The following is a 21409-nucleotide window of genomic DNA, read 5'->3' as shown; positions in this document are numbered from 1 at the left end:
TTTCGTAAATGGTGGGTCGCACTTCCATTTTACCAAGAAACGATTTCTTTTTGTTATTTCTTTAGACAAAAACGGGGCTAGCCCTCAGGTCAATGAATTGACCTTATGGGACAGCCCCTTCTTATAAACACCGTCCATATATGGTTTTACTTTGGAATTATTCCGAATTCACTTTATGCTTGTCGCTCCTCTAGCTTCGAATGGGGCGAAAGTGGTACATCCGGCCCGTCTTGGTAGCGAACCGGACTCCTCCTTGCTCCAAGCGCTGAACGGCGATTTCCTCTCCGTCCAGCGTGATCGACAGCCCGTCCGCCTCGGCGATCACGTTCATTTCCCTCTCGTCGTTCTTACGTTTTCGAAGCGCTTTACTCCGGTTGGCGGGATCTCGCTCTAATTACTACGGAATGATCCGCAGGGAATCCAGAAGCATGAACGTACCCGATTTCTTCACCATTTTAATCGTGTGCGAGCCACTGGACAAACCGCTGACGCTATAGATAACCTGATTCGTCAGCCGCGTTGCGTTAAACGTGTTGACTGTTTGCATTAGCACGTTGTCGATGTAGATGTCAACGTTGCCTTGGTCGGCTGCCTTCTCGGTCAGCAACTCGATACCCGTGCCGGTGAATGTGTACTGCAGGTAATCGTTGTTTGTCGACGTATAGTGAACGTCATCGTTGTAGTCACCAAAGCCACGGTTCCAGTTTTGGTGCCAAGAGCCGGAATAAGTGATACCGGAATCCGTATTATTCACCTGAATTCGGTTACTGCGGACATTAAACTTATCAAGCACCATATAAGTTCCCGATTTTTTGACACCCTTAATCGTGTGAGTGCCACTTGGCAGTCCGCTTATACTATACACCGTCTGTTGAGCCAGTCTCGTCGGGTTATATGTGCTCACTGTTTGCTTGAAAACATTATCAACGTAGATGTCGATATCCCCTTGCGAGGCTTCCTTTTCGGTAATCAGGTCTACACCTGTGCCGGTGAACGAGAATTGGAAATAATCGTTATTCGTCGTTGTGTAGTGGACATCATCCTTATAATCCCCGTACCCTCGTGCACTGCTCAGGGACCAGGATCCGTTGTAAGTGATGCCCGTGTCGGTATCATTCACCTCGATCGGAGACGCTACGTTGAATGAGAGTTTATCGAGCAGCATGAAGTCGCCTGATTTCTTCACTACCTTGAGAGTATGGAGACCGTTCGAGAGCCCCGTGATGCCGTACACCTTTTGTTGCGTCTGTCTAGTCGCGTTGAATGTGTTCACTGTCTGTTTAAGAACGCCATCGATATAGATATCGACATTGCCTTGGTCAGCCGACTTCTCGGTAAACATCTCAACACCTGTGCCATTGAACTTAAATTCGAAATAGTCCCCGTTCGTATTCGTATAATGAACGTCGTCTTTGAAATCTCCAAAGCCCCGGTTCGCGCTGCGATACCAATCGCCTGTGTAAACGATGCCTGTATCGTCGTCATTTACAACATTCGAACCTCCGTTGCTGACGACTCTCAGGAGCCTTGAAGCATGGGGTGCCAAGTTAACGGAACTGAAGCCCGTTGCAAATGTACCCAGGTCGGTATGAGTCCAGAGATCTCGGACGGTTGCGGATCCATTAAGTCCAATATCGCTCCAGTTCACGTTCACCGTTGAGGCCGAATTGCCGAGATTGACTAGCGCCACCGTATAGCTGCCATCCCCGTTATTGGCGTACCACGCTTGCTGGTTTGTTGCAGTAGATACGGGATGCGCCGGCCTTCCTGCCTGGTTAACAGCGATGACCTCATCGTTCGTCAGTAGTTGAATGCCAAAACTGTCCAGGTTGGTCAAATCGTTGCCCAAATACAGCGGTGCGCAAGCCATCGACCATAGAGTCATCGCAGTGCGCCTCTCGTCTTGTGTCAATCCGTCCATCGCCCCGTTGCCGACATTAAGTGAATCGAAGTCGTTCCAGCCACCCGGTCCTGCATCACGCCACCAAACGGCTGCATCGGGAAACAACCGAGCGATGTTGTTCCACTCCGTCAACTTCACTCCAGGTTGATAGGCCTCAACGTCCCAATTGACGCGCCATCCATTGGCATACTTTTTCCATGTGTCGACGTAATAGTGATCCAGCGCCCAACTCAATTCGAACCATATACCGTGCGGTTCCAGCGCTTTGGACCACGCGGCTACGTCGTCGCGCGCATCAATCGATGTATCATTATGGCCAGATCCAGGCGTAACGCTATCTAATTTGAGGAAATCGATTCCCCATTCTCCAAATAGGTCTGCAATGGAATCGATGTATTTCTGCGCGCAAGGATTAGAAAAATCAATTTTATAACCGATATCCCAATAATCAGCTTTTCTGAGTGGTTGCGCGGCGATATCCTGCATGTGGCAGGTTGTTCCAAATATCGGTAAATTTTGCTCATAAGCATACTTTGATAATCCCGGAATCATATAGACGCCGATCTTCTGCCCGTTGTTGTGAACATAATCAATTAAGTTCTGAAATCCATTCGGGTAAAGCGTTGTACTCGGAATTGGTCTACCATATCCATCCATGCTGCCTTGCCAGCCTGCATCGATGTTGATGTAATTGTATCCATGCGACTGAAGCGTGGTATGCATGGCGTCAGACATCGCCTTGATTTTAGCCTCTGAATTCCAATTCCCTGCACCATCGTATACCTGCATGCTCCAGCTGCTCCAGCCCATGTACGGCTTCTCGCCTAACCCATTATTAGCCGCAATAGCCGAAGGGGTATGCGTGAACCATCCAAATCCTCCTATGGCAATCATTAGAACTAGAATGCTGGATAGAAGTTTGCGTGCCAAAACTTTCATCAAACCTTCTCCTCTCAAATAGCAAAATGGTATACCTCAGTCTTTCAAGCGGAAGCCGGACTTTAGTAAAGTTACATCTGAGCCAGTTCATTCGCTTACCGTCTTCTTGATAATCTTTTATCAAGTTCTAATCGATGATGTCTTCAACTCATCCCCTTTACCAAATGTCATAATGGATGCGCTTACAAAAACTTGGTGTAAAAATATACCTACCATCAGATTCTCTTCAACCTAATGGGAATTAACTGGAGATCATCTCCTTCCATATTTGAATTCACCACTTATTCTATAAAAACGTTCTGTTGTAAGAAATAGAAATTGTTATGACTTCTAGGAGAATTCAACGATTGACCTCCTATAGTTTTCGAGTAGATTCGGATATTGAACTATTATTACACCCATGATATATTTCATATATGAAATAGTAAAGATAAGGAGTCTCTCTATGCATACATTATCGAATGTCGAATTCATGCTCCTGCAAATGATCGCGGAATATCGTCAAGCTTCCGGATACGATATTATGAAGTTAGTCGATCAGCGAGGTTATAAAGAATGGGCGAATATCGGTACAACTTCGATCTATGCAGGATTGAAGAAACTTAGCGATAAAGGATGGATCTCACCCGAGGCATCCGACGAGAAATCCGGCAAGGGACCAACGCCGAACCGGTTTGCCCTCACCGAAGCTGGTATACGTAAGCTGAGAAATGAAATTCTTGATAGTCTGTCGTCTACACGGGAACGTGACAACCGCTTCGATCTCGGTTTGGCCGCTTTGCCCCATATCGGGAAGGAAGAGGCCATCATTGCTTTACGGAAACGACTGGATTTTCTTGGACAAGCCTCGATAAAAATAAAACAGAAGTACGAATCACAAGGCGGTGCTAGCTTGCCGCTGAACGTAAGGGCGTTGTTCTTGCATCCGATAAGCTTAATCGAGAGCGAGCAAGCGTTCGTTGGCCGTTTAATACATGAATTATTGGAGGAGACAAGTGGATATGGTCAAATTTATTGAGGGTTTTATTCCTTATCAAGGCGAACATTGCGAAACAACCGCCATGGGCAATTTAATGCAATATGCGGGTGTCCACTTGTCTGAGCCGATGTTGTTCGGACTCGGACAAGGGCTTGGATTCATATACTGGGATTCGAAGGGAATGGACTTTCCCTTCATCGGAGGAAGGGTAAAACCGGATGAACTGACCGCTTATCTCGCCGACCGACTCGGCTTGACCGTCAATTTTCAAGAAACCTCGTCCGTCAATAAGGCGTGGCAGAACGTCCGGAACTGCATCGAACGCGGCATTCCGGTTGGGCTTAAATTAGATTCCTATCACTTGGATTATTTTAAGAACAAAGTGCACTTTGCCGGCCACTATGCGGTACTTTACGGTATAGATGACGAATACGCCTACATGGCGGACACCAGACAACAGGGTGGACTTGTAAAGACGCGTTTGACAAGCTTGGCCGCTGCCAGAAATGCGAAGGGACCCATGAGTTCCAGAAATCGTTCTTTTACGATCGAACCAATCGACGCATTGCCTCTGCTAGTTCCTGCTATACGGAAATCCTTGACCATGAATGCACATGACTATCTGAACCCGCCCATTCGGAATATTGGCAATAAAGGCATTGTTAAAATGAGCAATGAAATCTTGAAGTGGCCTTCTCGCAGCAACAATTTCGAACATGATTTATGTCTTACTGCGTCGCTAATGGAGCGGGCGGGAACCGGTGGCGCTTTATTTCGGAATCTGTATAGGGATTATTTGAGCGAATGCGCTGATCGGTTGGAGGACCCAAGGATCGAACAAGCTCACCTTATGTTTACAGAGATCGCTCCAATGTGGGTCAGCGTCTCTTCATCAATCGACTGTGCGGGAAGAACGGGTGATGACCAAGAGCTCGTGCAAGCGTCTAAGCTGTTGCTCGAGATTGCGGATAAAGAACGCGCAGCCATGGAGCTATTGTTGTGATAGCATGCCGGCATCTCCCAGCCACCGACTCCCCCAGCATCCTTTTCTTCAACTTAACTAAAGGATGTCAACCTGCGAATTCATGATTCCTAGGACTTCCATATCTGATCCAATTTATCCGAGTAAAAAATTATCGCTTTTCTATAGTCCTGGATCCCCTTATCATCACTTGTTTCTGCAAGTTGCATTAATAAAATTGACATCGCTTCACTGAAAGCATTCTGATTGTATAAGACCATAGCTTGAAAAACTTGATACTCTCTACGAGCTGGATATTCTTTAATGGCTTCTTCAAAAATTAATTTGGCTTCATCATACATCCCTAAAGTTCTATATGTACTTCCAAGCCCTAATAATGCACCTTGTCTTTCCTCTTCTTTTAATCCAAGTTCTAAAGATTTCTTATAATAAGGCACTGCTTCACTTTCTAATCCAAGTACGTCATGAACCCATGCACATTGATACCAAACAGATGGATTTAATGGTTGTTGAACGAGTAATTCAAGTAATAATGAACGTGCCGCTTCAAAATTTCCTGATTCTCTTAATTGAATAGCTGCTTCTAATTGATTCATTTTTCATCACCTTTAAAAATACGATCAATTTCGTTGATTTCTTCTTCTGTCAGTTGGACGTCTAATGTTTTCAAATTATCCAGAACTTGCTCTGCGCTTTTTGCTCCGGGAATGACAACATCAATCGAATCATGTTTTAAATACCAAGCAAGGACTACATGAGCAACTTCGGCATTTTTTTCATTTGCAATTTTACGGAGCTGCTCTACCTTTTCTAGATTTTTATTAAATTTATCTCCCTGGAAGTGAGGCATATCTTTGCGTAGATCATTGAATGTCATTTCCTTATAGTATTTACCGGCCAGCAAGCCTGATGCTAGTGGAAAGTATGGAATAAACGAGATATTATTCTCTCTCGTATATGGAAAGAATTCTTGTTCCGCTTCACGCTGCAGCAAATTGTAGTTTCCCTGTAATACATCGACATAACCATCCTTATTTGCTTCTTTCAATTGTTCAAGTGAGAAGTTAGAAACGCCAATTGCTCTAATTTTACCTTCGTCCTTTAGCTGTTTTAAGACTCCAACCGCCTCATCTTTTGGCGTATCCTGATCTGGAACATGAATATAAAATAAATCTATATAATCTGTTTGCAGCCTTTTCAAACTATCTTCAACGGATTGTTTTAAAAAAGCAGGCGAATTATCCATCGCAACATCATTGCCGACAAGCGTAAGGCCGCCTTTTGTTGCAAGGATGATTTCATGACGCTTTCCTGCTTCTTTTATCACTTCACCTACTAGCTCCTCTGAACGTCCTGTTCCATAAAAAAACGCTGTATCTAAAAAATTCACTCCATGGTTGATCGCAGCCCGCACCAAATCTTTTCCTACTTCTTCATTTAAATTTGGAAAAATATTGTGCCCGCCTACAGCGCTTGTTCCAAGTCCGATTGGATTGACTTCTAAATCTATTTTACCAATTCGTGTTTGTTTCGACATTCTCTTCAACTCCCTATTTTTTATCAATTAGTCAACTTTTATATAACCTTGTTCTCCAGTAATCTATTCAGCCTAAAATTGCGATGCAAAAAAACAACCCTCCGCTTGTAGAGTGTAAAGTGAGTCTACCAATAGGGCGTTACTAGCAACAGAAAGGTCTGAAGCACTGGAACAATGTACTGCCTCTTCGAGGATGAACGAGCAGGGCGGGAAGGGCGAGTACCGCCAATCCCAACCATTCTCGTGTACCGCTTTAGTTCCATACATCAGATCCTTTGCTTTATTTTTTATGCTTTATCTCATGTGAGTGCTTTTACTATAAGACATTACGCTACGTAAGGTGCAAGAGGAATATAAAAAAAATAATCTCCAAGTGTGGAAGATGAAGAAAAGCTGTCAATTCATTTATGGAAAACTGACAGCTTTTCACTGAAGTGTGCGACAATTCGCCGTCGATGAGAAAGGGAAGGAAACGAAGGAGGAGACGCTCACTAAGTGTAGTTTCGTCTGCTCTGAAGATTGCGTGCTTGTGGTGGGAAATCTGAACGAAGAGGCGGACATGTTTGCTCAGTATGGCCAGCTCGAGAATATGACACGCCGGATGATAGAGCATAATGCCAGCACGGTCAAAGACGATTTTGCTAGTTACATCTCGGCTTCGCCGGAGGAGTGGTTCAGACTGCTGTTGCAACAACGTCCCGACCTCCTTCAACGTGTGCCTCAGCATCAATTGGCAAGCTATCTAGGCATAACGCCGGAATCGCTTAGTCGCATCAAGCGGCGGGTGTTGCAAGGGACTACGATATCGTGAGGATTACGTTTCCCTTCTTGCGTCCTTGATCTACATAGCTGTGAGCTTCGGCTATTCGTTCGAAGGGAAAGCAAGTATCGATTACCGGTTGCAGATGTCCGAGCGAGAGAAGTTCCCCGAGAAAATCCAGATCCTCCTTGTTGGCTTTTGCAAACCCGGCTAATATCGTCACGTATTTGCCGTTTTCCGTTAACACTCTTGCGCAATCCGTCCTTGATTGTTTCCCCACGGCGTCGAATATGAGATCATACCGATATATAATGAGGAAAAGATTGTCAATGTGTTTTCTTATAATCGTTTTTGGTATTATGGGTAGTGATTGACCAAATGGACATCGTATATGTTGATTTTGATGGAGTCGGGTGGGAGTATGACGGCGTCAGCAACCAAGTCAATACTGGCTGTTACACGATGTCCCACCGCTGACCCAAGAAATGTAACAGCAACATATTTTATCTTACTTCGGATACTTGTGTGAATTTTCGCACAAAAGTGGGCGGTCATCGCAATTAATCAACCATTTTGTATGATTTTCCGTACAAAAGTGAGCATACCCCTCGACGCCATGAATACCGATATGCAAAAGTTGCGACTATGTCATCATCATTCTTCTTAGTAATGCCCGAAACCCGCGTTGCTAGCTATCCTGCCTAGGCCACTTCCATGCAGTAAAGATAATTAGTAACGTAATTACCGTAACGAAGAAGGCCATTTCCATGCATACCAGATAATTAGACAAAGAAGAGCGACTTCTACAACAGCGCCAAACACCATGTGCACCCAAGCCTCTCCTGTCAAATTAAACAATGTATAGGGAATATACACCGCGGCAATAATGATATTTGCCCAGCGACTTACTTTTGCCGGCAGGGCAACAGAAAGGAAAATCATAAGAGCTGGAATTGTTACCGAAATCAGTGCTATCAATAGAAAGACATATGAAATGTCAAATATAAATATTTTTCCTGCCAGAATACCTTCTATTTTGCCCGGCATATATAAGGCGAAATAATCAACATAAATATAGAGAAACATAAAACTCGCCCACAGCGTAGCAATCTTCAGTTTCGAGCTGACTTTGATGTCTTCCAGTGCATTTTGCGCTTTATTTTGTGTATTCATATTAATCTCTCCTTTAAGGTTATATGGTTTCTCTTGCCTACAACCTTAGTCTAAAGGAGAAGTATAAACACCCTCGAAAGCAATTCTAAAAATTTTCTAAAATATTACATTTTGAGGGTTCATGGGTTTTGCCGCTCATCAACAAGTCCATCCACATCCATTGGTGGTTTTCCACTCACGGCATAAAATCCTAGATCCTCTTCCTGACATTCAGTAATTGACCCCAGATCGTCCCCTTTATTCCACAATCCAAAAGAGTTCCATTGTTTATTAAACTTTCCGTAAAAATAAAGCGTATAATTGACATGACCTTCTCCATGTCCAAACCCGCCACCTTCCGGTGGACAATGAATCCAGCCTTCTATTGTATCTCTACCGGTTACCTTAATGTATTGTTTTGTAGACCGACCAGCAATTCTTCTGGCCAAATCAATTTGAATCTGACCGTCATCGGTTTCAAGAAACGTAAATCGAAGTATACCCGCACGATATGTAGCTGTCATTTCCGCACGAATATGATAATCATCAAGCGTCACCGCATAATAACCTGCCTGCGTAACTTCGGATGTATGATCATAACGTGATTTCCAGCCAGGTTTATCAGTTTGATACAAATCATGGCTGTTGCTGCCGCTATGGAATCTTATCTCTCCTGTCGTAGGCATGACTTGCAAATTCCCTAAATCGCCATACCATCCTATTCCACTCAAATGGTTGAAACTGAAACCTTCAATCGTTTCATGGTGATAGCTATAACCCGGCCCGTTATCCCCACCGGTAATAGTATCAGGGCTGAGTTGCACCATGCCGAATGGCATGACAGCTCCTGGATAGGTTTTTCCCCCGCCATGAATGTTCGCAGACTCCACATCTGCCACACAACCGGTAATCGTATTCACATATCTGGAATAGCTTTCGTTATGGTTAGCTGACAATACAGATGACCTCCATCCATAAAAGTTAAGTTAGAATATTATACAAATTAACATTGATTTTTCTAAAATAACATGCAAAAAATTAAGTTAAGTTGGACTTTTTATTGTTATTTGCTTTATTCTTTCAAAGTCATCCATAAACAATCTTTTTCCAATTCATCATTCATAATCTTTGGAAGTCCAAAAATGAAATCAACACCGGCTTGTTCGCATGCTTTTCCAAGTATTGAATACACTTAAGTATTCGATAGTCAGGAGGATACAAGTCATGTCACAACACGGACAATCGTTCATGCGAGGCGCGCTGGTCTTATCTGTCGCTGCTTTCATTAACCGTATTCTCGGTTTTATCAGCGGCATGTATATCGCTCGCTTACTGGGCGCAGAGGGTATCGGCATCTTGATGATGGCGCATCCGCTCGTCCCGCTCGTCATTACGATTACGGAGCTCGGATTGCCGGTAGCCATCTCAAAGTTGGTCGCAGAAGCTCACGCTCGCGGAGAACGAAAAAAAGTGAGACGCATCTTGCATGTCTCGCTCGCTGTCACGGGATTTTTGAGCATAACGCTCACGACCGTATCGTTGCTTGGATCTGAGTGGATCGCATCCATACTGTTAAGCGATCAACGCGCCTATTACGCGATGCTGGCGATTACGCCGATCGCGCCGATCATCGCTATTTCTGCCGTATTAAAAGGATACTTCCGCGGTATGCAGCAGATGAAGACCATTGCCGCTTCCGATGTGCTCGAGCATACGGTTCAAATCGCCTGCGTACTTGCGCTGGTCCACCTATTGCTGCCTTACGGCGTCGCTTATGCGGCTGCCGGAGCGATGGCTGCCTCTGTCGTCAGCGAAGCGATCAGCCTCTTGTTCCTGGTCACAAGCTACAAACTTTACGGAGAACCGAAGATGCCGGGCGAGACTTGGGCAAGCCACCTGAAACAAGGAAGAAGCACGCTCGGAGAACTGCTGCAGATTGGACTGCCGACAACCGGGCATGGTGTCATTCAATCCTTATACAGCACCTTCCAGCCGCTTCTCATTACAACCAGTCTGGCGCTGGCCGGCATCGGCACGGCTTTGGCCACGAAACAATTTGGCCTGCTGGCCGGCTACACATTCCCGTTGCTCTTCATGCCAAGCTTTATTACGCAGTCCTTGTCCACCGCTCTCATTCCTGCGATTGGCGAGGCAGCGGCGAACAAGAACAGTCTGCTCATCCATGAGCGGATGCATCAGGCTATGAAGTTTGGACTACTGATAGGCGCGCCGGCGACCGTCATTCTGTACGAATGGGCAACTCCGCTAACGACACTGATCTATAATGCTCCGGAAGCAGGATTGCTTCTGAAAATACTGGCTCCGATGTTTTTCCTGCATTATTTTGACGCTCCCCTTCATGCGATTCTGCTCGGTCTCGGCCGCGCGAAAGCAACGCTGTGGAATTATGTAATAGCCACCGCATTCAAGGCTGTTTCGATCTTCGTATTAGGCAGCCAATTCGGTATTAGCGGCGTTGCTTACGGCATCGGTATCGGCATTGTGATGCAAACACTGCTGAACTTCTTTTCCATCTCAGGCTCGATCGGATTTTATTGGAGTATTTATCCTTACGTCAAGGTTGGGATCTGCATGATGCTGATGGCGATAGGCGGTCACTGGATCTACAACTATGTTGCCGGATATGGTTTGCCGCAGTTATGGTGCGTTATCGCTTCGATCGTCTGTTCCTTGTTACTCTATTTCGCCGCACTCATCTTGACGGGTACGTTGAATTGGAAAAGTACGCGCCACCGATTTTCGATTCCATGGTAAGTTTATTTGAGAAAGAAAAAGCAGCCATAATCGGCTGCTTTTTCACTGCATGCTTATAGGAAAATTACTTCTGCATAATCTGAATAAGGTTGCCGCATGTATCGTTGAAGACAGCTATTGTGAGATCGCCCATTTTTGTCGGCTCTATCGTAAAACTCACGCCGTTTTCCAATAATCGATTGTACTCATAATTAATATCTTCAACGCCAAACATGGTTGCTGGGATACCATCGGCAAGTATCTTCTTTTGATACTCTTTGGCGGCAGGATGGTCATTCGGTTCAAGTAACAGCTCGGTACCGTCCTGCTCGCCGGGAGAAACAACCGTTATCCACCTGAATTTTCCGACGGGAACGTCATGCTTTTTTACAAAACCCAGCGTTTCTGTATAAAACGCCAATGCCTTGTCTTGATCTTGAACGAAAATACTAGTAACAATAATTTTCATTACTCTATCCATCCTTTGAGCAAATTTTTAAGAGGTTCGTTGTTGAATATAACCACTCTATATTTCCCCTTTTTTTCCGATCTTACAAGCCCTGCATCTTCCAATACAGAAAGATGTTTAGCTATCGCCTGTCGCGATATGGAAAGATCGTGCTTCATAATGAGACGTACCGAAAGCTCATATAACGTCATCTCGTTGCGTTCGGATAGTTCGTCCAAAATAAGCCGCCGATTCGAGTCGGCAAGTGCTTTGAATATAGCGTCTTTGTCCCCGTTCATGTATCGATTATAAGCAACCGTACGGTTGCTTGTCAAGCATAAGCAACTGTTGAGTTGCTTATTAAAACCGCAGAATCGGCATTTTGTCGGTTCAACGATTATAATAAACACGGCCAGCAGAATATTACCGGCTGGCCTTCATCTTTTTATGTTTGGTGGAGCCAAGCATACTCTTGCCTACAGTCTATAATAAAATCTACATATACATGATCGTTTTTGAACTGATAAATGATAAGATAACGCTTTCCAAATACGAGTTTGCGGTATTTGTTTATCGGCAAAGCGGAATCAATAAGCCAAGGGTTACGTTCAGGAAACGTTTCCAAAGACATCGATGCTGATTGAAAATCCTTAATCAAATTCTGAGCAGCCTCTTCGCTTACATTCGCAAGGAAACGTGCATGATCGACCAACATTCCGACTGCTCGTTCTGACACAATCACGGCATGACGCTTATTTTCGTTTTGCATCCATAACCTCATTAACTGCTTTTTGCATCAAAGATACGGTTTCTTCAATTGAATATCCTTTATTCCCGTATAATCGATCTTCCTCAGCTGCTACAAGGTGCTCTCTAAGTTTCAACATACTTTCGCGTCTTGTAAAAGCTTCGATATCCATGACCACGAGGTCACCCTCGCCATTTTTGGTGAGGTAAACGGGTTCACCGGTTTCCTTGCACCATTCTGCGATTTCGTTGTAATTGTTACGAATGACGGCTGAAGGCTTAATTTTCAAGTTCATCGCCCTCCAATAGCAATAGGATACCTTTATTATACACTTATATCGCTATGCTAACAATAAGACTAAGTTGGCAGATTCATTAAACTCCGCGTTCCGTCCTCATGCCGTTCATTTTGTGAAAGAAAAGAAGAGACAAGCTGATCACCAGAAGATAGATCGGGAAAGAGTAATAAAGATTGTATCCGTTTTTATAGTGAAAAACGCCTATTTTCATAGCAAACCATTCCACGCCTACAGACAACAGCGCCCAGCACAACACATATAGAGGATCGCGTGATGGTTTGATTTTCCAGCGGTCATGAAGGTAGGCTAACAAATAGGAAAATGGACCGTATATGACATATGTCAAAAAGTCCAGTAACTCAAAGCTGGAGTTATCATTCACGTCGTAATAGTCTAACGGCTCTACGGCGAGCGTATGGTCCAGGTACAATCCGGAAAATGCTCCGTATAGGGTAAAAACGGCAGCCCATTTTACGGGAAAACGCCTCGGCAGCACCGCAAGAAGGATAATGACGAGGGTTAGCATTCCGATCACGAACCATTCATTTGCATTGAAACGATTGTCGTAGTGAATGATCACGGCTTATATAACCTCCTCCTTGCGGAAAAAATAGGCGAAAATTTTCTCCAGCAGCCAGGCGGCCGCCATAAAAAACGCGAACATGAGCATGCTTAGCAGGGGGTTCCAGTGAGGAAAGGTCATGGCCTGCATGAACTTGAATGAGAAATGGACGGAGCATAGCGCAGCGAACGTAAAGAGCACCATTCCGAAGCGCAGCGCCGCCGACCGAGCGGCAAAAAAAACATTCGTAAACACAAGCAGCAGGACCGGATAGATGATATAACGCGTAAACTCACGGCAGAAAAAAATATCAAGTTTGTCGCTGAATTCGATTAATTTAAAATTGTGGATGATCGTTGTGAATGTGGACGTCATCAGTAGACAGATGCAGAAATAAACACACAAGTTTTCCGTAATAGGCAATTTCTTCGGGAGTAAGGCGAACAAAGTAATGACGATCCAAGCGACCATACTGTAAACAAAGATAGTCATTCCTACCACCTTCATCCTTCTTTAAACATCAGATTCAGTATGAATCGCATCCAGGAAAAATATGCATAACGGCCCTCTGAAGTCGGCAAAAAGAAACCGCTCCTTGGTAAATGGAATCAACCATTTACACAAGAAGCGGTTTCTTTACGTTCTACTTTATTATCCAATAAAGGTTACTTAATAACGACGTACTCCAGGTTCACCAGCTTCGCGTAGGTGACGATCTGGTCGGTCGTCAGGTTCAAGGATACGACGGTATGATGGCCGCCGCCATTCTCGATCCAAGCCTTCACCCCATCCTGGAAGTTCGGTTTCACGGTCCACAGGACGCGAGCTACCGGCAGGTTAGGAGCCGGAACCGTCGGTTCGAATGCAGAAACCTCGTTGATTAGCAGTTTATAATGGGTGCCGAAATCGGCCATGGAGACGACGACGCCTTCGCCGGATTTGCCGTCGAATACGAAACGAGCAGGATCTTCGCGGTCGCCGATTCCGAGCGGATTCACAATGATTTTTGGCTTGTTGCTTGCCAAGGACGGATCCACTTCGAGCATATGGGATTGAAGGATCGCTTCCTGTCCGGCCGCCATCTCGTACGTGTAATCCTCCATGAAGCCCGTATTCTGGTTGCGGCTCATCACTTTCAGCAAGCGGTCGAGCGCGGCCGTCTTCCAGTCGCCTTCGCCTGCGAAGCCGTAGCCTTGCGCCATCAGACGTTGAACGGCAAGTCCCGGAAGCTGCTTCATGCCATGCAGATCCTCGAAGTTTGTCGTAAAGGCATTGTAGCCTCTCTCGTCGAAGAAACGTTTCATGGCGATTTCATAGCTAGCTTGGACTCTGACGCTGGCTTCCCAAGACTCTTTGCTGTTCGTGCCGTAATCGAAGTCGTACAGCTCCGCGTATTCGCCCATCAGATCATCGATCTCTTGCTCGGTAACGGCATTCACGTATTGCACGAGGTCGCCGATGCCGTAGTAGTCCACGGTCCATCCGAATTGGATTTGCGCTTCGACCTTGTCGCCTTCCGTTACGCCCACGTTGCGCATGTTGTCTCCGAAACGGGCGACTTTGACGTTGAAGCTTTCGTTGTAGGCAACCGCTACGTCCATCCAGTCCGCAATTTGCTTCTGTACTTCCGGACGCTCCCAGTAGCCGACGACGATTTTGTTTTGCTTTTTCAGACGCGCATTGATAAAGCCGTATTCGCGATCGCCGTGAGCGGCTTGGTTCAGGTTCATGAAGTCCATGTCGATCGTTGCCCATGGAATACTTTCGTTGTATTGAGTGGCCAAGTGAAGCAAAGGCTTCTGCAGCAGCTTCGTGCCGCGAATCCACATCTTCGCAGGCGAGAATGTATGCATCCAAGTAATGACGCCCGCCACTTCGTCGCGGTAGTTAATCTCTTTCATGATGCTGGTGATTTTATCCGCGCTGACCGCCAGGTCCTGCAACACGATCGGGTAAGGCAGTACACCGCTATTATTCAAGGCGTCCGTCATCGTCTGCGCGTGCGCTTTGACCTCGGCCAGCGCTTCTTCCCCGTACAAATGCTGCGAACCTACGACGAACCAAAACTGTTTAGCTGCTGTTACTGACATCCTGATCATCCTCTTTTCTATAATTTAAGTAAGGAATAAGTCCAATTACTTTTGCCCGTAATAGGCGTCTTTTCCGTGCTTGCGGAGATAGTGTTTATCGAGAATGCCCTGCGGCAGTTCTTTGGCAAAGTTGTTCAACTGACGCGCGTACAAGTTCATTTTGCATACTTCCTCCAGCACGACGCTGTTCACGACCGCCGACTTCACGTCTTTCCCCCAGGTGAACGGTGCATGTCCTTGGAGCAGGACGGCCGGAATCGCCATAACATCCAGTCCGCGCTTCTCGAACGTCTCGATAATGACGTGGCCCGTTTCTGCTTCGTACCCCCGGTCAACCTCCTCTTGGTTCAGAAACCGAGCGCAAGGGACGGCGCCGTAAAAGGTATCCGCATGCGTCGTTCCCATGACGGGTACATCGAGCCCCGCTTGCGCCCAGATCGTTGCCCAGGTCGAGTGGGTATGCACGATGCCGCCGATTTGCGGATAATGTTTGTACAGGACGGCGTGAGTTGCGGTATCGGAGGAAGGTCTTAAGCTTCCCTCGACCACTAGTCCGTCCAAATCCACGACGACCATATCGCTCGGCTTCATCTTCTCGTAGCTGACGCCGCTCGGTTTAATGACGAACAGTCCGCTCTCCCGATCGATCGCGCTTGCATTGCCCCATGTAAATTTCACGAGTCCGTGCTTCGGCAAATCCAGGTTCGCCTGATAGACCTCTTCTTTCAGCTGTTCTAACAACGTTAGCCCCTCCCGTTCTCTAGCAGATGGTCTACTGCTGCCTGCTCAATCGCAAGACCTGCTTTGTATCTTTCAAGGAAGGCTTCGAACCCTTTCACGTCCGCCGGATCCGGGGCCATCTCTTGTCCCTCGACATCTTGGAACACTTTCCGCTCGAGGAAGTCGTCCAAACGCTGTTCTTGCTCCTTGTCGATCAAGTAAGAAGCCAGCAGCGCCATGCCCCATGCCCCGCCTTCGCCAGCCGTGGACATGACCGAAATCGGTACATTGAGCGCGGCGGCTACGATCCGCTGTCCGACGACAGGAGTCTTGAATAGACCGCCATGCGCCAAGATGCTGTCGATAGCCACGTTTTCGTTTTCGGTCAAAATATCCATGCCAATCTTGAGCGCTCCGAATGCCGTGAACAAGTGCGTGCGCATGAAATTGGCCAGATTGAAGTTGCTTTCCGGCGAGCGGACGAAGAGCGGCCGGCCTTTTTCGATTCCCGTCATATTCTCGCCTGATAGATAGCCGTAGCTGAGCAAACCTCCGCCATCCGGATCGGCTTCGAGCGCTTTATTCAGCAACACGCTGAACAATTTGCCGGAGTCTGCCTCGTATCCCATGGCCACTGAGAATTCCCGGAACAAGCCGATCCAGGCGTTGAGATCGCTGGAGCAGTTGTTGGCATGCGCCATGCCGACCGGACTGCCGTCCGGCGTCGTCACCATATCGATCTCCGGATACACCTTGGACAGTTCTTTCTCGAGGACAATCATGGCGAAAACGGATGTACCTACAGAGATGTTGCCCGTACGCTTCCTGACGCTGTTCGTCGCCACCATGCCCGTCCCCGCATCGCCTTCCGGAGGACAGAGCGGAATGCCGGACTGCAGATCTCCGGCCGGGTCCAGAATGGCAGCTCCCGCTTCCGTCAGCTCGCCTGCTTGCTCGCCTGCGACGTACACTTTGGGGAGAAGATCGTTTAGCTTCCAAGGAAATCCCTTGGCTGCGATTTGTTCATCGAATTGCTTGACCATCGTCGCATGATAGTTATGGGTAGCTTCATCGATCGGAAACATGCCGGAGGCATCGCCGACGCCAAGCGCCTTGTTGCCGGTCAGCAGCCAGTGGATATATCCTGCAAGCGTTGTCACATGATCGATGCGAGGCACATGCTCCTCTTGATTCAAGATCGCTTGGTATAGATGCGCGATACTCCAGCGCTCGGGAATATTGAATTGGAAAAGGTCCGTCAGCTCTTTGGCCGCCTGGCCGGTCGTTGCGTTGCGCCAAGTCCGAAACGGCACGAGCAGCTCGCCCTTGTTGTCGAATGCCATATAACCGTGCATCATCGCGGAAAATCCGATCGAACCTGCCGTCCGGAGAGTCACTCCGTAATTCCGTTCAACATCCTTCTTCAATTCGCTATACGCGGTTTGAAGGCCTGTTAGAATATCCTCCTGATCGTACGTCCAATACCCGTCCTTGAGCAGGTTCTCCCACTCATGGCTGCCTGATGCGATAGTCTGGAAACGACGATCGATTAGCACCGCTTTGATCCTTGTGGAGCCTAATTCGATACCAAGCGAAGTTTCGCCGTTGATTAATGCTTCTTTCAAGTCCGCATGACTCATGATCACGTTCGTCCCCTCTCCGTTCAAAAGTACGCGCTTTCCCTAATTGACAGCCTAAGTATATTTTTTGTACGTACATTTGTCAATATAGTCTTGTAGTTATACCTACATAAGTCCCTGTGCCTGATTCTTCAATTAACACTCAAGTTTTACGATATTTATGCAACAAATGTATATAGTTACAAGCTTAATTCAGCATCGTTGCATTTGCATTCTAACCGTTTCATGCTAGAATATGTACGTACAACTTCCCCTACATGAAACAGCGAAGAAAGAAGTGGATCACATGAAGCCAAAGTACCAGGTCATCCTTGATGATATAAAAAGCCATATTCTGTCCGGAACGTACAAGGCAGGCGAGCAGATTCCAACGGAGTCCGCCTTGCAGGACAGCTACAATGTGAGCCGGCAGACGGTTCGGAAAGCCATTTTGGAGTTGTCGAACGAGGGTTTCCTGAGAAGCGAGAAGGGCTCCGGTACGTACGTCAGCAGCCAATACCGGTCCCGAACGGGCGGCAAACGAACGATTGGCGTCATAACGACCTATATTTCCGATTATATCTTCCCTTCCATCATTCGCGGCATCGAAAGCCGGTTGAACGAAGATAATTATTCTTTGCTGCTTGCCAGCACCAATAATGATATCGCGCAAGAGAAGAAGGCGCTGGAGATGATGCTGTCCTATGGCGTGGACGGACTTATCGTCGAGCCGACCCGAAGCAACGTCTACAATCCAAATATCGCGTACTATCTGTCCTTCAAGGAGCAAGAGGTTCCTTTTACGATGATCAATGCCTACTACGAAGAGCTGGAGGTCCCGTTCTTTTGTCTGGATGACGTGCAGTCCAGCTATCTTGCAACACGGGAGCTGATAACCAATGGGCACGCCCAGATCGGCCTCGTCGCGAAAATGGATGATTTGCAAGGAAAATTCCGCATGAAGGGCTACATCAAGGCTCTCGGGGAAGCCAAATTGCGGTTCCAGCCCGAGCATGTGCTTTCCTTCGATACGGCGACGAAAGCGGATCTTTCCGCCAACCTGGAAGCATTCCTGAACGACAATCGGGATGCGTTGACGGCGCTAGTCTGCTACAACGACGAGGTAGGCCTCGAAGCCGTCCATGTCTGCCGAAAGCTCGGCATCTCCATCCCGGACGAGCTCTCCATCATCGGGCAGGACAATTCCTATATCGCCAAAACTGCGAACATCAAATTGACGACGCTGACGCACCCCCAGGAGCAGATGGGACACGACGCAGCTGACTGGATCATCAAAAAATTGCAGGGCAAAAAAGATCTTCCCGCCAACACCTATTACCAGCCGGTATTTGTTCCTGGCGAAACTGTTAGAGCGATTAACGTGGAATAAACAACGAACACGAAAACAATTGGAAATAGCAAGGGGCAGAACCCTTTGTCACTAACGATGACTGGGACCGCCCCTTACAACTATTTAATATCGTATCGCTGACCTGAACGAGTCTGAATACGATAAAACTCATCGTTGTTGTTCCCGATTGCGGGAACAACTTTTCCCTCATGCCATACTGCGAATCCGTTAGGAAGCTTAATGACACATTCTGCATCATTACAAGCGTAAAGCTGGGCTTGAAGCAATGCGCCGTTCTCCCAATTGATATCGATAACGAACCCCCCGCGAGCCCTGAGTCCCTTAATGGCCCCAGATGGCCAAGCATCCGGCAATGCCGGTAGCAGATCGATATACCCATCATGGGATTGAACGAGCATCTCCGCGATCCCCGCTGTAGCAGCGAAGTTGCCGTCGATTTGGAAAGGCGGATGCGCACAAAATAGATTGGCATACACGCCGCCGTGATGATAATTGTCTGCTTCTTCTGCACGTACAAGCCTTAGCATGTTCGAAAGTAACGCGAAAGCTCTGTTCCCGTCCTTAAGCCTGGCCCAAAGGGCGATTTTCCACCCTAAGCTCCAACCCGTACCTTCGTCGCCCCGCCGCTCCAGCGATTGGCGGGCTGCGGAAAACCGATCAGGGTCTTTCCGCTCCGTCCATTGCCCTCCCGGATATAGGGCAAACAAATGCGAGACATGTCGATGATGCGGATCTTCGTCTTCAAAATCCCTCGACCATTCCTGAAGTCGGCCGTCGCTGCTGATTACGGGAGCAGGGAGCTTCTCCCTTACGCTCAAGAGCGATTCGCGCCACTCCTCATCGATCTCAAGCAACGAGGCAGCATGATAAGTGTTCGTCAGCAACTCCCAGATCAGTTCCAGGTCCATGGACGTAGATTCACTTAAGCTATAGATCCCGCCTTGTATCCTGAAATTATGCTCAGGAGAGGAAGAAGGAGAGGTTATAAGTTCGCCGTCTTCTCCTTCGTGGAGCCAATCCAAGCAAAACCGTGAAGCCTCCTTCATGATTGGATATGCCTTCTCGCGAAGGTAATCCCTATCGCCACCGAAAGCAAAGTGCTCCCACAGATGCTGGCAAAGCCAGACGCCGCCCATCGGCCAAATCGCCCATACCGGATCGCCATGCCGGCCGTAATCGCCGACCGGCGAAGTCTGACCCCATACGTCCGTGTTATGGTGAGCAACCCATCCACTCGCTCCATAATGAAGTCTGGCCGTCTCTGCCCCGTTTCGTGCCAAAACGCCTGTAAACCGGAGAAGAGGCTCGTGGCATTCGGCCAAATTACAGATTTCGGCTGGCCAATAATTCATCTGAGCGTTAATATTCAGCGTCCAGTTACTGCTCCAAGGAGGGCGCGTCTCTGCGTTCCAAATGCCTTGCAGGTTAAGAGGCAATCCTCCCGGCCTCGAGCCAGAAATCATTAAGTAACGTCCGTACTGGAACAGCATTTCGACCAATCCTGTATCGAGCGCACCTGTTTCGGATATGCGCCGATGAGTCGGAACGACATTCGTTTCCTCTCGTTTCTCATCTCCAAGTCGGAGACTGACGCGATCGAACATGGCCTTATAATCAAGGAGATGACGCAACAGGAGCTCGTTATCGCTATATTTGGATGCAGCCGCTAACGTCTCTATCGTTGCGCGTGAAGCGCTTATTGATTCCTTACCTGGCGCGATGCCGGCTTCGATGAACGTGGTTGCCGCCGTAAAAAGAAGCGTGACTGAAGTTGCTCCACGGATATATAGCCCGTTCGAATCGATTTCCATCGTACCGTCTTCGTGCTTGGCGCTCATTCGACCTTCGAATCGCATGGCGTCCGTCTTGTTCGTGTCGCCATACCGAATAGGTTCATCTTCGTTATAATAGCTTGGCGTGACGTGTTCCGGTGCTTGTCCCGATAAGATTAACTGTCCTCCTGAGGCCGACAAGCTGCTTCTTAACTGACTTTGAAGCGACGCTCGCATCGTTATAGCGCCTTTTCGGGAAGCGATTATTTTCATCACGATGACATGATCCGGCTGAGAGATGTACGCTTCTCTACGGTATTTGGTGCTCCCAATTCGATACTCGGTGACGGCAACCGCTTCGTCTAATGAAAGGGTCCTCCGGTATTCCTGCGAGATATCTCCGTGTTCGAATCGCAGAATGAGGTCCCCGAGTGGAAGATACGACTGCGTGTATGGCCCCATCATGTCGCGAGCTCGCACGCCGGCCTCCAAGTACCGCTCCTCACGAATGTTAGCACGAACTTCGCCTAAAGCCTCCAACGCTTTTGGATTATGCCAATCGCGCGGACTGCCTGACCATAACGTTTCTTCGTTAAGTTGAAGACGCTCCGTTTCCACCCCGCCAAATACCATGGCTCCCAGTCGTCCGTTGCCAATCGGTAGCGCCTCCGTCCAAGCCTGAGCGGGCTTATCGTATACCAGCTTCATTTCGTCTCCCCGCCTTCGCCTGTAACCGTTTTCCCACATTGTATCATCAAATATCTATTGTAAATA

The 21409-nt window shown here is 47.4% G+C and carries 22 protein-coding genes; 5 read left to right on the top strand and 17 right to left on the bottom strand.

Features of this window, described 5'->3' with window-relative positions:
• Positions 1–190: 190 nt before the first annotated feature.
• Positions 191–331: a hypothetical protein gene (locus RB620_RS03605; RefSeq protein WP_308092150.1), complete on the bottom strand. Its 141-nt coding sequence runs from the start codon at positions 329–331 to the stop codon at positions 191–193.
• Positions 332–397: 66 nt separating this feature from the next.
• Positions 398–2842 carry a glycoside hydrolase family 27 protein gene (locus RB620_RS03600; protein WP_308092149.1) on the bottom strand — a complete coding sequence of 815 codons (2445 nt, stop codon included), beginning with the start codon at positions 2840–2842 and terminating at the stop codon, positions 398–400.
• 445 nt (positions 2843–3287) lie between these two features.
• Here RB620_RS03600 and RB620_RS03595 point away from each other — a divergent pair, with 445 nt between their 5' ends.
• Both RB620_RS03595 and RB620_RS03590 read left to right on the top strand, forming a co-directional pair.
• Positions 3288–3860 carry a PadR family transcriptional regulator gene (locus RB620_RS03595; protein ID WP_308092148.1) on the top strand — a complete coding sequence of 191 codons (573 nt, stop codon included), beginning with the start codon at positions 3288–3290 and terminating at the stop codon, positions 3858–3860.
• Positions 3844–4824, top strand: a complete 981-nt coding sequence (locus RB620_RS03590) for a BtrH N-terminal domain-containing protein (protein WP_308092147.1) — start codon at positions 3844–3846, stop codon at positions 4822–4824. The genes RB620_RS03595 and RB620_RS03590 overlap by 17 nt, the downstream gene beginning before the upstream one ends.
• An 89-nt stretch (positions 4825–4913) precedes the next feature.
• Here RB620_RS03590 and RB620_RS03585 read toward each other — a convergent pair whose 3' ends face one another.
• The gene (locus tag RB620_RS03585; protein ID WP_308092146.1) at positions 4914–5399 is read right to left on the bottom strand and encodes a tetratricopeptide repeat protein; all 486 of its coding nucleotides are present in this window, start codon (positions 5397–5399) and stop codon (positions 4914–4916) included.
• Positions 5396–6340, bottom strand: coding sequence for an aldo/keto reductase (locus RB620_RS03580; protein WP_308092145.1), 945 nt, complete (start codon positions 6338–6340; stop codon positions 5396–5398). The genes RB620_RS03585 and RB620_RS03580 overlap by 4 nt, the downstream gene beginning before the upstream one ends.
• A gap of 559 nt (positions 6341–6899) precedes the next feature.
• On the opposite strand from RB620_RS03580, the gene RB620_RS03575 reads away from it, so the two are divergent.
• A complete protein-coding gene (locus tag RB620_RS03575) occupies positions 6900–7151 on the top strand; it encodes a cyclic nucleotide-binding domain-containing protein (protein WP_308092144.1) in 252 nt (83 codons plus the stop codon).
• Here the strand turns inward: RB620_RS03575 and RB620_RS30260 are convergent.
• The 3 genes from RB620_RS30260 to RB620_RS03565 all read right to left on the bottom strand — a co-directional run bounded on the left by RB620_RS30260 (position 7138) and on the right by RB620_RS03565 (position 9208).
• The gene (locus RB620_RS30260) at positions 7138–7323 is read right to left on the bottom strand and encodes a zinc-binding dehydrogenase (protein ID WP_374121356.1); all 186 of its coding nucleotides are present in this window, start codon (positions 7321–7323) and stop codon (positions 7138–7140) included. The two genes, RB620_RS03575 and RB620_RS30260, sit on opposite strands and share 14 nt — an antisense overlap.
• Before the next feature lie 518 nt (positions 7324–7841).
• Positions 7842–8273, bottom strand: coding sequence for a DUF6326 family protein (locus RB620_RS03570; protein WP_171688075.1), 432 nt, complete (start codon positions 8271–8273; stop codon positions 7842–7844).
• A gap of 119 nt (positions 8274–8392) precedes the next feature.
• Complete coding sequence (locus tag RB620_RS03565; RefSeq protein WP_308092143.1) at positions 8393–9208, bottom strand: hypothetical protein; 816 nt, start codon at positions 9206–9208, stop codon at positions 8393–8395.
• Between the two features lie 268 nt (positions 9209–9476).
• Between RB620_RS03565 and spoVB the strand changes: the two genes are divergently transcribed.
• A complete protein-coding gene (gene spoVB / locus RB620_RS03560) occupies positions 9477–11027 on the top strand; it encodes a stage V sporulation protein B (protein WP_308092142.1) in 1551 nt (516 codons plus the stop codon).
• A 64-nt stretch (positions 11028–11091) separates the two neighbouring features.
• Here the strand turns inward: spoVB and RB620_RS03555 are convergent, their stop codons facing one another.
• The 9 genes from RB620_RS03555 to RB620_RS03515 form a co-directional block, all read right to left on the bottom strand.
• Positions 11092–11475 carry a VOC family protein gene (locus RB620_RS03555; RefSeq protein WP_308092141.1) on the bottom strand — a complete coding sequence of 128 codons (384 nt, stop codon included), beginning with the start codon at positions 11473–11475 and terminating at the stop codon, positions 11092–11094.
• A complete protein-coding gene (locus tag RB620_RS03550; RefSeq protein ID WP_308092140.1) occupies positions 11475–11753 on the bottom strand; it encodes an ArsR/SmtB family transcription factor in 279 nt (92 codons plus the stop codon). Before RB620_RS03550 ends, RB620_RS03555 begins: the two co-directional genes overlap by 1 nt.
• A 146-nt stretch (positions 11754–11899) precedes the next feature.
• Entirely contained in the window at positions 11900–12223 is a 324-nt protein-coding gene (locus tag RB620_RS03545; protein WP_308092139.1) for a type II toxin-antitoxin system RelE/ParE family toxin, read from the bottom strand.
• Positions 12207–12491, bottom strand: a complete 285-nt coding sequence (locus RB620_RS03540) for a type II toxin-antitoxin system Phd/YefM family antitoxin (protein ID WP_308092138.1) — start codon at positions 12489–12491, stop codon at positions 12207–12209. The genes RB620_RS03545 and RB620_RS03540 overlap by 17 nt, the downstream gene beginning before the upstream one ends.
• An 85-nt stretch (positions 12492–12576) precedes the next feature.
• Positions 12577–13080, bottom strand: coding sequence for a hypothetical protein (locus RB620_RS03535; protein ID WP_308092137.1), 504 nt, complete (start codon positions 13078–13080; stop codon positions 12577–12579).
• Between the two features lie 3 nt (positions 13081–13083).
• Positions 13084–13554 (bottom strand): hypothetical protein, encoded by a 471-nt coding sequence (locus RB620_RS03530; protein ID WP_308092136.1) that lies wholly within the window; start codon positions 13552–13554, stop codon positions 13084–13086.
• A gap of 173 nt (positions 13555–13727) precedes the next feature.
• Positions 13728–15152, bottom strand: a complete 1425-nt coding sequence (gene araA, locus RB620_RS03525) for an L-arabinose isomerase (protein WP_308092135.1) — start codon at positions 15150–15152, stop codon at positions 13728–13730.
• 45 nt (positions 15153–15197) lie between these two features.
• A complete protein-coding gene (locus RB620_RS03520) occupies positions 15198–15893 on the bottom strand; it encodes an L-ribulose-5-phosphate 4-epimerase (RefSeq protein WP_308092134.1) in 696 nt (231 codons plus the stop codon).
• A 2-nt stretch (positions 15894–15895) separates the two neighbouring features.
• Entirely contained in the window at positions 15896–17512 is a 1617-nt protein-coding gene (locus RB620_RS03515) for a xylulokinase (protein ID WP_308092133.1), read from the bottom strand.
• Between the two features lie 286 nt (positions 17513–17798).
• Here RB620_RS03515 and RB620_RS03510 point away from each other — a divergent pair, with 286 nt between their 5' ends.
• Positions 17799–18881 carry a GntR family transcriptional regulator gene (locus RB620_RS03510; protein WP_308092132.1) on the top strand — a complete coding sequence of 361 codons (1083 nt, stop codon included), beginning with the start codon at positions 17799–17801 and terminating at the stop codon, positions 18879–18881.
• 80 nt (positions 18882–18961) lie between these two features.
• Here RB620_RS03510 and RB620_RS03505 read toward each other — a convergent pair whose 3' ends face one another.
• Entirely contained in the window at positions 18962–21343 is a 2382-nt protein-coding gene (locus RB620_RS03505; protein WP_308092131.1) for a glycoside hydrolase family 95 protein, read from the bottom strand.
• Positions 21344–21409: the final 66 nt, after the last annotated feature.

This window comes from Paenibacillus sp. LHD-117, assembly GCF_030929555.1.
Taxonomy (GTDB): Bacteria; Bacillota; Bacilli; order Paenibacillales; family Paenibacillaceae; genus Pristimantibacillus.
Note: the sequence above shows the minus strand (reverse complement) of the source record. Positions and strands in the feature narration are given on the sequence as shown.